The organism is Streptomyces sp. NPDC002896 (assembly GCF_040295225.1).
In the GTDB taxonomy this organism is placed as follows: Bacteria; Actinomycetota; Actinomycetes; order Streptomycetales; family Streptomycetaceae; genus Streptomyces.
The window spans coordinates 1-14029 of the sequence record NZ_JBEOVA010000049.1; the positions used below are offsets into that span (position 1 = coordinate 1).

Annotated in this window: 15 protein-coding genes and 2 pseudogenes; 12 read left to right on the top strand and 5 right to left on the bottom strand. The window is 67.9% G+C overall.

Going from position 1 to position 14029, the window contains the following annotated elements:
- Nucleotides 1-184 precede the first annotated feature (184 nt).
- On the bottom strand, nt 185-922 hold the full coding sequence (locus ABT009_RS43080) for a phosphotransferase (protein WP_351307440.1): 738 nt from the start codon (nt 920-922) through the stop codon (nt 185-187).
- Between the two features lie 321 nt (nt 923-1243).
- Here ABT009_RS43080 and ABT009_RS43085 point away from each other — a divergent pair, with 321 nt between their 5' ends.
- The 6 genes from ABT009_RS43085 to ABT009_RS43110 all read left to right on the top strand — a co-directional run bounded on the left by ABT009_RS43085 (nt 1244) and on the right by ABT009_RS43110 (nt 5012).
- A complete protein-coding gene (locus ABT009_RS43085) occupies nt 1244-2413 on the top strand; it encodes a low temperature requirement protein A (RefSeq protein WP_351307443.1) in 1170 nt (389 codons plus the stop codon).
- A 196-nt stretch (nt 2414-2609) separates the two neighbouring features.
- On the top strand, nt 2610-3098 hold the full coding sequence (locus tag ABT009_RS43090) for a hypothetical protein (protein ID WP_351307446.1): 489 nt from the start codon (nt 2610-2612) through the stop codon (nt 3096-3098).
- A 256-nt stretch (nt 3099-3354) separates the two neighbouring features.
- Nucleotides 3355-3567 carry a hypothetical protein gene (locus tag ABT009_RS43095; RefSeq protein WP_351307449.1) on the top strand — a complete coding sequence of 71 codons (213 nt, stop codon included), beginning with the start codon at nt 3355-3357 and terminating at the stop codon, nt 3565-3567.
- A 105-nt stretch (nt 3568-3672) separates the two neighbouring features.
- Nucleotides 3673-3939 (top strand): hypothetical protein, encoded by a 267-nt coding sequence (locus ABT009_RS43100; protein ID WP_351307452.1) that lies wholly within the window; start codon nt 3673-3675, stop codon nt 3937-3939.
- Nucleotides 3940-4288: 349 nt separating this feature from the next.
- Nucleotides 4289-4732, top strand: a complete 444-nt coding sequence (locus ABT009_RS43105; protein WP_351307455.1) for a VOC family protein — start codon at nt 4289-4291, stop codon at nt 4730-4732.
- A 94-nt stretch (nt 4733-4826) separates the two neighbouring features.
- Entirely contained in the window at nt 4827-5012 is a 186-nt protein-coding gene (locus ABT009_RS43110) for a hypothetical protein (protein WP_351307568.1), read from the top strand.
- Nucleotides 5013-5039: 27 nt separating this feature from the next.
- Here ABT009_RS43110 and ABT009_RS47625 read toward each other — a convergent pair.
- A pseudogene (locus tag ABT009_RS47625) lies at nt 5040-5190 on the bottom strand (IS5/IS1182 family transposase); the annotation flags it as partial.
- A 233-nt stretch (nt 5191-5423) separates the two neighbouring features.
- Here ABT009_RS47625 and ABT009_RS43120 point away from each other — a divergent pair.
- Both ABT009_RS43120 and ABT009_RS43125 read left to right on the top strand, forming a co-directional pair.
- Nucleotides 5424-6248, top strand: coding sequence for an alpha/beta fold hydrolase (locus ABT009_RS43120; protein ID WP_351307554.1), 825 nt, complete (start codon nt 5424-5426; stop codon nt 6246-6248).
- Nucleotides 6249-6480: 232 nt separating this feature from the next.
- Nucleotides 6481-6636 (top strand): VOC family protein, encoded by a 156-nt coding sequence (locus ABT009_RS43125; RefSeq protein WP_351307557.1) that lies wholly within the window; start codon nt 6481-6483, stop codon nt 6634-6636.
- Nucleotides 6637-6674: 38 nt separating this feature from the next.
- Here ABT009_RS43125 and ABT009_RS43130 read toward each other — a convergent pair.
- A pseudogene (locus ABT009_RS43130) lies at nt 6675-7085 on the bottom strand (protein kinase family protein); the annotation flags it as partial.
- 60 nt (nt 7086-7145) lie between these two features.
- On the bottom strand, nt 7146-7526 hold the full coding sequence (locus tag ABT009_RS43135) for a winged helix-turn-helix transcriptional regulator (protein WP_351307459.1): 381 nt from the start codon (nt 7524-7526) through the stop codon (nt 7146-7148).
- Between ABT009_RS43135 and ABT009_RS43140 the strand changes: the two genes are divergently transcribed.
- Nucleotides 7506-8264 carry an NAD(P)-binding domain-containing protein gene (locus ABT009_RS43140; RefSeq protein WP_351307462.1) on the top strand — a complete coding sequence of 253 codons (759 nt, stop codon included), beginning with the start codon at nt 7506-7508 and terminating at the stop codon, nt 8262-8264. The genes ABT009_RS43135 and ABT009_RS43140 overlap by 21 nt on opposite strands.
- Nucleotides 8265-8413: 149 nt before the next feature.
- Here the strand turns inward: ABT009_RS43140 and ABT009_RS43145 are convergent, their stop codons facing one another.
- Nucleotides 8414-10282 (bottom strand): glycoside hydrolase family 35 protein, encoded by a 1869-nt coding sequence (locus tag ABT009_RS43145; RefSeq protein ID WP_351307465.1) that lies wholly within the window; start codon nt 10280-10282, stop codon nt 8414-8416.
- A gap of 63 nt (nt 10283-10345) precedes the next feature.
- Between ABT009_RS43145 and ABT009_RS43150 the strand changes: the two genes are divergently transcribed.
- The 3 genes from ABT009_RS43150 (at nt 10346) to ABT009_RS43160 (ending at nt 14027) form a co-directional block, all read left to right on the top strand.
- Nucleotides 10346-11365 (top strand): LacI family DNA-binding transcriptional regulator, encoded by a 1020-nt coding sequence (locus tag ABT009_RS43150; RefSeq protein ID WP_351307468.1) that lies wholly within the window; start codon nt 10346-10348, stop codon nt 11363-11365.
- 240 nt (nt 11366-11605) lie between these two features.
- The gene (locus tag ABT009_RS43155; protein WP_351307470.1) at nt 11606-12928 is read left to right on the top strand and encodes a carbohydrate ABC transporter substrate-binding protein; all 1323 of its coding nucleotides are present in this window, start codon (nt 11606-11608) and stop codon (nt 12926-12928) included.
- 109 nt (nt 12929-13037) lie between these two features.
- The gene (locus tag ABT009_RS43160) at nt 13038-14027 is read left to right on the top strand and encodes a carbohydrate ABC transporter permease (RefSeq protein WP_351307473.1); all 990 of its coding nucleotides are present in this window, start codon (nt 13038-13040) and stop codon (nt 14025-14027) included.
- Nucleotides 14028-14029: the final 2 nt, after the last annotated feature.

Below are 14029 nucleotides of genomic sequence, written 5' to 3' on the forward strand. Positions count from 1 at the left end.
CGGGGAGGGTGCCCGACGTCGCCTGGGCGCCGGGCGTGCGCGTCACACCCTGCCACAGCATCACTACGGTTGGCTAATCCAACTGGTGAGCCTGCCGCGCAGCGCCGCACCGTCTGGCATGAACATGGTCGTCCCCTCCCGTTGAACGGCGTGCCCCCCTGCCCGCCGCCAGGGCTCGCTCAGCTCAGCGCAGTGCACGCTCCAAGGCAGCCCGCTGCTCCACGACCCACCGATAAGCGCCCTGCACTTGTGTGACCACTCCCGCGTCGCGAAGGCGGACCATCGCGCGATCGCCGGATTCCGCCGCGGCCTCGATGCCGCGCCAGCAGTGGTCCTGCCACCACAGGATCGTCGATACGAGATCACGCCGCTCCGACAGCTGGTAGCTGTCAGCGATCAACCGCATCCGCCGAGCGGCATCGGCGACGTCCGCGACCTCCGGGCCGAGCCCGAGGTACTGCCAGCACACATGGGCCACGTCATGGATCCGGTCACCTGGCGCTGCGAGATCCCAGTCGATGAAGCCCACCGGACGCAGAGCGCCGCCCATCGGACGGTAGATGGTGTTCTTGGGCGACAGGTCGTTGTGGCACACGACCTCGTACGCTCCGGCCAGCTCGGTACCGGCCGTCAGATCGTGGAACTCACGGACGAGCAGGGCGACACGGGCAAGGCTCTCATCGGACACCACAGCGGCCGGCTGCTGCCTTTCCCAGGCCACATGCCCGTCGAGGTAGCTGAGGATCTCGCGGCCTTCCTCATCCCTGCCGAGGTAGCGCGGCGCTCCTGACCAGCCATGGGCCTCCAGCAGATCGAGGACGTGACCGACGAATTGGGTTCTGGCGGATGCGGGGCGGCGTACGGTTTCACCGACGCGAACGACGTGATTGACGAAACCTCCGGGCAGGGGCAGCTCAGGCATCCCTCCACCTTGCCCGACCAGCGCCTCGAATTCCTGTCCTTACCGACAGGCCTGCGGCGGAGAACTCGGTGATCTGCCCCCGTGTGTGGACCGACCAGCCGGCGGCTGGCGCGGCGACACGTGATCACGGATCGGCGTCGGCGACCTGCCGCAGATGAGGTCCCACTGGGCGCCGGCCCGCGTGACCACCATGGCGCAACACGCTGACCAGGGCGCAAGGTGCGTGCTGCGTGTGCCGGACGGGCGGCGTAGGCAACGGCCCATCGGATCTGCTGTGCTGGTGCCGTGACATCGACACCCGCTGCATCCCCGATACGCCGGATGACCGCCCGCAACCGGCACGAGGCGCACCGCTCCGCGACACCATTGGAACTCCTCTTCGACCTGTGCTTCGTCGTGGCCGTCAATCTGGCGGGCGCCCAGCTGGTGCACGCCGTCGCTGAGGATCATGCGGCGAGTGGCGTCGTGAACTACGCGATGGTGTTCTTCGCGATCTGGTGGGCCTGGATGAACTTCACCTGGTTCGCCTCGGCGTACGACACGGACGACGTGCCGTACCGCGTCACGACACTGGTGCAGATCGCCGGCGTGCTGATCCTCGCGGCCGGGGTGTCCCGCGCCTTCGGCGAGCATGACTTCACGGTCGTCTGCTTCGGCTATGTGGTGATGCGGCTGGCGCTGGTCACCCAGTGGCTGCGCGCGGCACGGTCCACCTCCGGCGAGGAGCGGGCCATGGCCCTTGCGTACGCGGGCGGGGTGTCGCTGTGCCAGCTCGGCTGGCTTGGCCTGCTGTTCGTGCCCGAGTCCGTCAGGGTCTGGGTCTTCCTGGTCATGGCCCTTGCCGAGATGTGCGTGCCGCTGGTGGCCGAGCGCCGCTGGAATACCAGCTGGCATCCGCACCACATCGCCGAGCGGTACGGGTTGTTCACCATCATCGTGCTGGGCGAGACCGTCCTGGCGGCCACCGTCGCGGTCCAGTCGGCGCTCGACGAAGACCACGCCCTGGGCGAGCTGGCGCCGATCGCCGTCGGCGGGCTGCTGATCGTCTTCGCGGCCTGGTGGATCTACTTCGTGGTGCCCGCCCACAGGAGACTGCTCTCCAGCAAGGAAGGGTTCCTGTGGGGGTACGGGCACTACCTGATCTTCGCCTCCGGCGCCGCTATCGGGGCGGGCCTGGAGGTGGCCGTGGAGCAGGCCGTACACAAGGCCCACATCTCGGTGACGGCGGCCGCCGCGGCGGTGACGATTCCGACAGCCCTGTTCCTGATCACGGTGTACGTACTGCACGCCCGCTACTTCAAGCGCGGGCCGGCCCAGCAGCTGACCCTGCCCGTCTCTGCTGTTCTGATTCTGCTGTGCACCTTCCTCGGCAACTGGGCCGTGCTGACCGCCGGGCTGGTGGCGACAGCAACAGTCGCCACGGGGGTCACCCTCACCGCCCGGGACACCCGGCAGCCGACGCAGGAGCACCGGCAAGCACGGCCAAAGTAAGGTGCGCGCCCAGGCTGGCGGACCGTCGCGTCCCAGGATGAGCAGCTTCACGACACACCGGAGACGGGTCCTCGACGGCGGCCTCCCGGCCCGTGTCCGGCATACGAACTTGCGGTCGTGCCTTGTGCACTTCGCGCCCTACGGATTCCGCGCCACGTACCACCATCTGTGCGTCAGCGCGGGGATCCCCGAGGAGATGGACGATGACCCGCGCTCCCTTGTGCGGGCGATCGAAGAATTGCACGCTGCTCGGCAGCTCTGGCTGGCTGACGAGCGCGCCTATGCCGCGCGACGGCGGGCTGAGAAGGCTCGTGGTCATCGGCAGCCGCGGCGCAACGAGACCTGGCGAGACTGGCAGCGGGGATGGGGAAACATCGCCTTCTCCCCCGACCCTGCGGTCCATCCCGACGGTGAGTTGTCCGCAGTGGTCGACCAGGTCCTGCGTTCGTCAGCCGCGCCCGGGGATACGGCTGCCCTGACGTGCCTGGTGTGCGGCGGCCGGGACGATGCCAGGCCCTGGTCCGACGGCGTCTCCCGGGTTCACCAGCTGTGCCGACGTTGCGGGGTGAGTCTGGCGGTCGAACGGGTTGATGCGCATGACCCGGTGCTGGCTGCTGCCCGTACCGAGCAGTGGAAGGAGATATGGAGGACGCGAGGTGTTTCCTCGCGCACCCGCGTCAGCTGAGCCCTTCCGAGGCTCGGCGGTCAGTTCAGCCGATGGCCTCTGGCTTGCGGGGGCTGGTCGTGAGGCACCCGGTGCCGGAGGGCGCGGCGCCGACACCGCAGCAGGCATGCGTGTGCCCCTGCACCATGTGCGCGAGGTTTCGCTGTGCCTCTGTACATGGCCAGAGCTGTCGAGCGACTCTGGTCTTGGTTGGCCTCAGCTCCATCCGAGCCCGGGCCCTGCGCCGTACCACGCTGCTCCTGCCAAGGGGTGCGCAATGCGAGTCGAATTGATCCAACGCGCCGCCGACGTGTTGTGGGACGTGCCTGACGACGCGCGCAAGGAGATCATCATGATCATCGCCGCCGTGGCCGAGGCGCCGGCCCCGGCGCGAGGGGTGATCGCAGCAGCGTTCGGCCAGCAGTGCTGGATCGAGTACATGTCCCGTGGCACCGTGCTCGAGGTCACCGACGTCGGGTGTTACTGCTGACGGCTGCACCGCGCCTGGGGCGCCCGGGGCAGCGGCACCCTCCCCGGCTTTGCTCGGCGCGGGGCGCTGGCAAGGGCTGTCACCATTGCCGAGATCGCCTGCCGAATGCCGCGCATCGACGTCGCGGTCCTGTTCATGGGAGCGGCTCGTGTGCCGAGCAAGATGCGCGGGCACCCGCTGACCTTGTCCGCACAGCGGGCGAGCGCCGCTGCGTCCGTGCTTGGTGCGCCCCTCGTGGTGCCTGCCCACTGCGACAGCTGGGCGCACTTCAGCGAAGAGCGCACCGACATCCAGCAAGCGTTCGACGACGCGGGACTGGCCGGGTGCCTGCGCACCGCTGAAACCGGTGAATGGATCGACCTGCCGTTCTGACCGCAGACCCCGTGGCCAGCAATTGAGTACGAAAAGGTTCCTGGGTGACGCTGCTGCGGCTGAGCAGTATCGTGAAGGGGTCTCTCCGCCGCGGCATTCTCCGCCGCCCCCGGGCGGGAGCCGACACCCAGGCGACCGTCGACCCTCAGCAGCCGTCCCAGATCCGGTCGGTTCCGCGCAGCCTCCTGTCCACCACATCGCTGGACGTCTACAAGAACACGGCTGCGGCGCTCAAAAAGAGAACCCTCACCAGCCGTGTCACAGGCGCAAACCCAGTACTGCGCGCCAGAGCGCGGGACTCGTGGACCGGCGGCTTGCATAGCTGCCAGAAATGCAGGAGGGCTCCATCGTGGATATGAGACTCGAAGTCGTCGTGATCCCCGTCGCCGACGTCGACCGGTCGAAGAGCTTCTACAAGGCGCTGGGGTGGCGGCTGGATGCTGACTTCGCCGCCGGTGACGGCTTCCGCGTGGTGCAACTGACACCGCCGGGTTCCGCGTGCTCGGTGATCTTCGGCAACGGGGTCAGCTCGGCCGTGCCGGGGTCTGCCGAGGGCCTGTACCTCGTGGTCTCGGACATCGAGGCGGCGCGGGCGGAGCTGGCCCGAAACGGGGTTGAGGTGAGCGAGGCCTTCCACGACGCGGGCGGAGTGTTCCACCACGCGGGCACCAAGGACCGGGTGCCCGGTCCCGATCCCGAGCGGCGCAGCTACGCGTCGTTCGCCTCGTTCACTGACCCGGACGGCAACGGCTGGATATTGCAGGAAGTCACCGAACGGCTTCCAGGCCGGTGACGCTGCTTGACCCCGTGTCGGCAGCTCCCAGGCAGCCGATCTCGTCGTCGGGCTGCCTGAAACTGGCCGACGGAAAGAGACGGGAGAGAATCCGATGCCTGTGGCATTCGCTTCGGCGGACGAACTGGCCCAGGCCCTCATACGTGCGGAGCAGGCACATGGGCGGTATGAGGAGGAGCTCGGGCACCGGGACGCGGACTGGCCGCTCTGGTATGCGCGCTTCCTTGAGGGAGAACAGACCGGTGGACTCATCTCCGACTCGGACGGTTCGAACCAGTAAGGAATTGCTTGTTCCGGAGCCCAGCGGGCGATGAGGTCGCCGTCCGCCGTCGCGGGGGCCTTCGCTGTCGTAGGTTTTGCCAGCCGATACTCCGACGACCAGGGGCAGTCCGTTCCCATCCAACAGGACGTGCATCTTGGATAACCAGGCTTGCCCCGGTCCCCGGGCTCGGACCTGTGTCTTTGCTCCTGCTGGAGCGCCAGCGCGCCGAGCAGCAGCGAAAGCCCGCACCCGACGGGATCCTCGAGGTCGGCATCGGCGCCGGCAAACTTGGCCGTGCCTACTTCGCCGTCTTCTTCGGCAGATGCCAGGGCTTTGCAGAACCCGCTGAACTCCAGCCCTGGCGCCGCCCCATCACGACACGTAAGGTGTCAATCGGATGGTGACACCTTACATTGAGGGGTGGACGCGTTGCGTGACTGGGAGCTGTCCAGGACGTTTGACAGCAGCTCGGGTGAGGTGCGCTGGGAGCGGCTCGGTAACCCGGCCGCGCCGCCGGTGGTTCTGCTGCACGGCACGCCGTTCTCCTCCTACGTCTGGCGCAGCATCGCCCGCGCGCTCGCGGCACATCATGAGGTGTTCGTCTGGGACATGCCCGGCTATGGCGCTTCGGCGAAGTTGGACGGGCAGGACGTCTCGCTCGCCGCTCAGGGCAGGGTCTTCACCGAGCTGCTGGAGCATTGGGGGGCGGCCGAACCCCTCGTTGTGGCACACGATTTCGGCGGCGCTGTCGCCCTGCGCGCCCATCTGCTGCACGGCGCACGCTACCGGCGGCTTGCACTGGTCGACCCGGTCGCCCTGGCGCCCTGGGGCTCGCCGTTCTTCCGCCTGGTCGGCGAGCACTTCAAGGTCTTCGAGCAGTTGCCGCCCGACCTGCACCGTGTACTCGTGCGCGAATACGTCAGCTCGGCGAGCAGCCCTGGGCTCCACCCGGCGGTCCTCGACCGCCTTGTCGAACCGTGGCTCGGCGAAGACGGCCAGCGGGCCTTCTACCGCCAGATCGCGCAGGCCGACCAGCGCTTCACCGATGAGATCCAGGAACATTACGGCTCCATCTCCGTCCCCGTCCTGGTGTGTTGGGGAGAGGACGACACGTGGATACCCGTGACCAAGGCACACGAGTTGGCAGCCCGTATACCGACAGCCGAGCTGCATCTGCTGCCCGGCGCCGGCCACCTGGTCCAAGAGGACACTCCAGCCGAGCTCACTGCGGCACTTTTGAACTTCCTCACCTGACAACGCCTTCAGGGTTCGCCCACGGCACCGTCAACTTCACCATCTACCGCCCGTCCTACGCCGAGTTCCGCCTTTACACCCCGGGGTAGCTGCGATGAGCTGAAGATTGCCGAGACATACTCCGGAGTGCCTTGCCCTCCCGCCAGCACACCCCCTGCCTGTCCCGGTGGTACTGCTCGGCCCAGATGCGACCGACGCCCACAAGACCCCGCGTCAGCGCTGACACATCGACCTGTGGCTGGCTCCGGAGCAGGCCGACTCACGTATCACGGCCGCCGTCACCGCCGGAGGCACCGTTGTCGACGATTCCCATGCGCCGGCGTTCACCGTGCTTGCCGATCCCGACGGCAACAGGGTCTGCGTGTGCACCGCCCTCGACCGGGATTAGCCGTCAGGGCCTGCTCCTGGGTGGAGTCGGCTCTAAATTGCCAGTTCTTCGGGGAGAGGTGGCACCGTGTCCGGCAGTACGCGCCAGTGGTACATCAGGGGAAAGTCCTGGTACTGGTTTGCGAGCACCCAGTTCGTGGTCATGATGTGCGCCGCCAGCTCCCGCCAGGCCCCGAAACTCGGGCCGCCGATACCGTATTGACAGAAGGCGGGCAGCCCGAATACGTTCGCGGTGGACCGCACGTTTTCCGGCAACCTCTCCGTATCGGTCAACGGGACCCGCTTGATGAAGACCGGGGTCCCGTCGATATCCAGCAGCGCCGACCGGCCCCCGATACCGGAACCAAGCGGCACAGCCGCGTCGACAAGGTCGTTCAATCTGTCGTCACTGCACAAGGCCAAAGCAGTGGAAACGGTGCTGTGGGCAGCCAGACGCTCACGCCGCGACATGCCGGGACGCTTCACTACTGCCTCCAAGCGGGCACAGTTCTTCCGGTCCGTGGCCGCACTTTACGTGGATGCCCGCCGTGCACCCTTTTCTTGGGCGGCAAGGAGCTCGTCACCGTGCTCGATCGTCCAGAGGCCGAGTGCCCTCATCGGGCCGTCGACCAGGCTCTGCCCCAAGCTGGTCAGGCCGTATTCGACGCGAGGTGGCGCCTCGGCGTGTGCGTGGCGGTCGACGAGGCCGTTGGCGAGTAGGCGGTGCAAGGTGTCGGTGAGGACTTTGTCGCTGATGCCGCCGATGGCGGCGCGGAGTTCGCGGCGCCGGCGCGGTCCCAGGTGAAGGGCCGCCAGGACCACGGGATCCCACGTGTGGGCGAAAAGATCGGTAGCGGCGCGCAGGCGGCAATCGGCAACCAGCTCGTAGCAGTGGGCTTCGTGATCACTCATCTCGCCAGCCATCATCGCGCGCTTGATACACACCGATCGGTGCGTAATGCCTTCTTTACCGTAGCTGCCCAACTGCTCTCTATAAGACGGGAAGTGACGATGCGTATCGGGATCCTGGGAACGGGGACGCTGGCGGCGGCGCTGGGTGAGGGCTGGGCACGTGCAGGGCATGAGGTGGTGATCGGCGGGCGGTCGCAGGCCAAGGCAGAGGAGCTTGCCGATCGGCTGGGCCCAGGCGTGCTCGCCGTGGCGCCGCGTGAGGCCGTCATCAGGCGCGATGCGGTGCTGCTCGCCGTGTCATGGGATGGCGTCGAGGAGATGCTGGGATCGGTGGGCGCGTCCGGCGGTTCGCTGGAGGGGACGGCGTTGATCGATCCCACGAATGCCGTCGCGCATGGTGTCGGTTTTCTACTCACGGAACACGGCGAGTCGATGGCGAAGCGGATCGCCGGGCAGGCTCCGGGAGCGCATGTCGTCAAGGCGTTCCATCTCTTTCCCGCCGCCCAGTGGACAACAGCTCCGGGTGGCGGCGCGGCGCGTGTGACGGTGGCGATGTGCGGCGACGATTTGGGGGCGCTGAGCGTCGTCAGCGAGCTGGTGCGGGATGTCGGCGGAACGCCGGCGGTTCTTGGGTCGCTGGATCGCGTCCGTCAGCCGGAGGAGGTGGCGGGTTTCGTCATCGGGCTGGCCTTCGCAGGCTTCGACCCCAGCTCTGCGGTTCCGCGCGTGACCTCGTAGGCCGCGCCTAGAGGGTCATCGGGCGCCCGGAGTGCCATGCCCTGGGAGTCGTCCACCGTACGACCGAGGCCCGCGGGGCAAAAGGTCATCGTCCTGCGGGCGGTGGAGACGCTGCCAGATCTGGCGGTCGGCTCGGTTTGGGGACTTCGTCAGCCGAACTCCTCGACGTACTCCTCTGGCGGTCCCAGCTCGGGGCGATCCCGCAACTCCAGGATTCCGCCGAGCCGTTCCAGCTCGAGGACCGTCATGGTGTTCTCACCGATGCGCAGCAGGGGTGCCGGGCAGTACAGCGTGACCTGCGGTCCGATCTCCCAGTAGCGGCCGAGCAGGAACCCGTTGACCCAGACGAGGCCGCGGCTCGATCCCGGCAGCGCGAGGAAGGTGTCCGCGGGCGTGTCGACGTGGAACATCGCGACGGCGAACCCGGCGTGTGTGGTCGCGGGACCGGCGGCGACCGCGCCGGCCAGCTCCGTGGAGGACCACTCCTGCAGCGCGACCGGCGTGCTGTCCCAGCCCTGCACGATGCGCCGGTCGATGAGGACGGGACCGAGCAGGCCCTTGTGCCGGCCGATGCCCGGCCCGTAGTTCACCCGGCCGAGGTTCTCGACCAGGACCTCCAGCTGTACGACGTCGCCGGTTCCGTGTATGGGGAGTTCCGGGTCACCGGGTTCGGCGACGCCGAGGAGGGTGCCGTCGCCGAAGACCAGTGCCCGGTCGCGTACGTCGGTGAGGACGAGCCGGTGCTCGCCCGCCGGGATGCGCGGATGCGCGGTGTGCAGGACCATTCCCGCGTCGAGCCCGAGTTGTTCGAACGAGGCAGGGCGCGGGGCGGTCGAGGTCGGGGCCGGCACGGCGCGGAGGCCGGCGAGCAGGTCGGCACGGTGGACGAGCGGGACGCGGTTCGGCGGGAGCGTCGGCATCTGCTCGGGTGAGCGGAGGGGTCCACGGGCGCCGAGCGCCTCCCGTACGGCGAAGAACTTGGCGGTGAGGCTGCCGTCCTCGGCGATCGGCGCGTCGGAGTCGTAGCTCGTCACGATGGGTTGCAGGCGGCCCCCGTCCTCGTTGGCGCCCGCCCAGAGCCCGAAGTTGGTGCCGCCGTGTGCCATGTAGATGCTCACGCTGCCGCCGTCGGCGATGATGCCGCGGAGTGTCCGGACCGCGCTGTCCACCCCGCGGACGTGGTGCCGCTTGCCCCAGTGGTCGAACCAGCCGTTCCAGAACTCGGCGACCACGAACGGTTCGTCCGGTCGCCGTGCCGCGAGGAGCTGCCGGGCGGCGTCGGGCTCGGAGCCCAGCGTGACGGCCGTCAGGGTCCCGGGCAGGGTGCCGCCGTCCAGCATGAGCTCGGTGGGTCCGTCAGCGGTGAACAGCAGCTCCCGGATGCCCCGTGTGGTCAGGGCCTGGCGATTCCAGCGCAGATAGGCATGGTCGTCGCCGAAGCTGCCGAACTCGTTCTCCACCTGCACCGCCACGACCGGCCCTCCTTCGGATGCCTGGAGCGCGGCGATGCGCGGGACCAGCTCGTCGAACCAGCGGCCGACGGCGGAGGTGAACGCCGGATCCGAGCTGCGGACCGCGACGTCCCGGCCGGTGAGCCAGCTCGGCAGGCCGCCGTTGGACCACTCCGCGCAGATGTACGGGCCGGGCCGGACGATGACGTCGAGGCCCTCCTCGCCCACCGTGCGGATGAACCGCTCGACGTCCCGCCAGCCGTCGAAGCGTGGCGCCTCGTCCTCGTGGGGCTGATGGAAGTTCCATGCCACATAGGTGTCGACGGTGTTGAGTCCGAGGTCGGCGAGGCGGCGGATCCGGTCCCGCCAGAGGTCGGGGTGGACGCGGAAGTAGTGCAGCGCCCCGGACAGGATGCGATGGGGGACGCCATGCCGGTACACGCGGCCTCCACGCCAGGTGAGAGCGCTCGTGGCGGCGCCGGCCGTCGCATCGATGTTGGTGTGGGCCGGAGAGATGTGCGTCGTGGGCGGCTCAGTCACGTTGCGAGCGTATGTTATCGATGCCATGAGTAACAAGTTCGATAGGATCTGATGGACGAAGTCGCGGGCCGGCCGCGGGAGAGGAGCGCCATGACCGAGGGCACCGCGAGGCTGAGGCAGCCGAGCATGGCTGATGTGGCTCGGACCGCCGGGGTGTCGGCGCAGACCGTCTCGCGTGCGCTCCGCGACTCGCCGAACGTCAACCCCGAGACCAAGAGGCGCGTGCTCGCCGCCGTGGAACAGGTCGGCTACCGGTTCAACAGCGCCGCCAGGGCGCTCTCCTCCGGGCGCAGCCACACCATCGGACTCGTGCTGCTGGCGTCCGGCGGGTACTACTCGCGCTCGGCGGTGACCGCCGGTGTCGAGGCGGCCGCCGGCGCGGCCGGGTACGCGGTGAGCATCGCAACCATCGCCGCGCTCGACACCGGGCTGATGGAGCGATCCCTGTCCAAGCTCGCCGACCAGGGCGTCGACGGCTTCGTCATCGCTGTACCGCTCATCTCCGTGACACGGAAGATGGAGGACATCACCCGCGACATCCCGACCGTCACCCTCGACGGCTCGCGGACAGCGGGCGCCCGGGTGCTCGGGATCGACCAGCAGGAGGCGGGCCGTGTCGCCACGCAGCACCTGCTCGACCTGGGGCACCGCCAGGTCTGGCACATCTCCGGGCCGGACGAGTGGATCGAAGCGCGCCAGCGGCGACAGGGCTGGCAGGAGTGCCTGGCCACAGCCGGGATCGTGGCGCCGCCTCCCCTCGAGGGCGACTGGTCGCCCGACTCGGGATACCGGCAAGGGCAGATCATCGCGATGATCCCGGAGGTGACCGCGGTCTTCGTCGCCAGCGACGAGATGGCCTTCGGGGTGATCCGCGCCTTGCGCGAGCGCGGCCGGTCGGTGCCCGAGGACGTGTCCATCGTGAGCGTCGACGACATCGCCCTGGCGGCCCACTGCTCTCCGCCGCTGACGACCGTCCGGCAGGACTTCTACCGCTACGGCGCGGCGGCCGTCGCCCTGCTGCTGCAGGGCGACGATGCCGACGTCGATGAATCCGTCGCCACCGCGTCACTGTCGGTACGCGCCTCCACGGCACCGCCGCGCTCCCTCTGAGCAACGCGCCAGCCGTTCGTTGAAATGCCTCTTGTGGGCCCCTTGCGCCTTCATATGGATCGGTGCCACCGTAAGCCTGCATGTTATCGGTGCCACCGTAACAAGCCCGGGTCGCCATGTGATCCAGATCCCAGGCGCGGTGGCGTGGCGTCACGGCGGTGTGGCCTCCGAAGGGGCTGGCCCCGGACTTGTTCTACCGCTCGCAGCCAGGTGGGCAACTGTCCACGGGAAGGACCTCACATGAGGAGATCGCTCGTCCTCGCGGGCGCCGCGGTCACGGTGCTCGGACTGCTCGCCGGCTGCTCGGCCGGCGGGAGCGGCTCGGACTCCGGCAAGACGACCCTCAAGGTCGCCGCCCTCGAAGGCGGCTACGGCCGGGACATGTACACACAGGTCATCAAGGCATACGAGGCCTCGCACCCCGACATCGATGTCCAGTTGCAGATCTCGAAGAGCATCGAAGACGAGATCACCCCGAACATGAAGGCGGGAAAGTACCCGGACGTCGTGGTGCTCGGCCAGGGCCGTAAGGCCGCCCTCACCGAGACCCTCATCAAGGACAAGGCCTTGGAGGACCTCACACCGGTGCTGAAGGCGAAGGTCCCCGGCGAGGACAAGACCGCGGGGGACAAGCTCACCAAGGGCATCGTCGGCAACCTCAACACCAACCCCTACGGTACGGACAAGACGTACCTGATGCCGATGTACTACGCCCCGACCGGGCTCTTCTACAACAAGGGCCTGTTCGAGCAGAAGGGTTGGAAGGTCCCGGCCACCTGGGACGAGATGTTCACGCTCGGGGACAAGGCCAAGAAGCAGGGCATACCCCTGTTCACCTACCCGACCGCCGGGTACCTCGACTCGTTCTTCTTCGCGCTCCTCGCGGACATCGGCGGGGAGCAGTTCTACACCGACGTCATGACGTACAAGAAGGACGTCTGGAAGACGGCGAACGCCCGCAAGGCCCTCAACATCACCACCCGCCTGCTGGGCTACGCCGCGCCCGCCACCGTCGGATACGCCAATGAGCAGGACTTCACCAAGAACCAGCAGTTGATCCTCGACAACAAGGCGCTGTTCATGCCGAACGGAACCTGGATTGTCGGCGAGATGGCGGATGCGCCACGCGCAAAGGGCTTCCAGTGGGGTCTGACGCCGCTGCCGGCGGTCACCGCGGGCAGCAAGCGCTACATCACGACGTCGGTCGAGTCGGTCTGGATCCCCACCGCCGCCGAACACAAGGACGCGGCGAAGGACTTCATCGCCTACCTGTACTCCGACAAGGCGGCGAAGATCTTCGCCAAGTCGAACGCGATCCAGCCGATCGAAGGCATCGCAAGCAGCCTGTCCGGGGAGAACGCCGAGTTCTACAAGGTGTACGAGGACCCGTCGGTCGCCGCGCTCGTCGGCGGGTTCGCGAGCACCGCACCGGTCGAGGGTGTCGACATCAAGGCCACGCTCTTCGACACCGCCAACAGCATCATCAGCGGCGACACCACTGAGGACAAGTGGCAGGCCGCGCTGAACGACGCCAGCGAGAAGCTGCGCGAGGCGGGCGACTGACGTGCCCGGCGGCGGCCCGCCCAGCCGGGGCCGCCGCCGACGCCTCTCCGACCGGGGAGACCCTCTCCGCTCACCCAGGACTGCTGCGGACGACCCAAGGACCGGCACGGTGACGACCCTCTCCACCCCCACCCCATCCCCAGGCTCGACGAACCGCACATCCGAACCGGCGCCGTCCTCCGGGAGTTCCCGGCGCGGCGCCCGTGCCCCGGCCCGCGGGCGCGGCAACGCCGGCTTCGTGCTCGCCTGCCTGCTTCCCGCGCTGGTGCTCTTCGCGGTGTTCATGGTCGTCCCGACCGTGAACGTGTTCCGGATGTCCCTCTACACCTGGAGCGGGTTCTCCCCGGGCATGCGTTTCGTGGGGCTCGACAACTTCACCCACCTCCTCGACGACGAGCAGTTCGTGCGCGCATTCCAGAACACGGTCGCGCTCCTGGTCGTAGTGACCGTCGTGACGATGGGCATGGGCCTGTTCCTCGCCGCGATCATGACCCGGCAACGGCTGCGCGGACGGAACCTGTACCGGTTCGTCCTCTACATCCCGAACGTGCTCTCGGTGGTCGTGATCGCGGCGATCTTCTCCGCCGTGTACGACCAGAAGAACGGTCTGCTCAACGGCACGCTCCGGCTGCTGTCCCTCGATGGCCTTCAACAGGTCTGGCTCGGCAACCAGAAACTCGTGCTCTACTCCGTCGCGATCGCGATGGTCTGGCAGTCGCTGGGCTATTACATGGTCCTCTACATGGCGAGCATGGCGAGCATCCCGGAGGAGCTCTACGAGGCGAGCGCGCTCGACTGCGCGTCCCCCTTCCGGCAGTTCTTCGCCATCACGCTGCCGCTCATCTGGCAAAACCTCCGCACAACGCTGACGTTCTTCATCATGAGCGCCGTCAACCTCAGCTTCGTCCTGGTTCGTGCGATGACCGGCGGCGGGCCCGACGGCTCCTCCGAGGTCCTGCTGAACTACATGTACAAGCAGGCGTACACGAACTCGTCGTACGGCTACGGCATGGCCATCGGTGTCGTCATCTTCGCGTTCTCGTTCCTCGTGTCGCTCCTGGTGAGCCGGGCGACGCGGCGCGAGCCCCTCCAGTTCTGAGG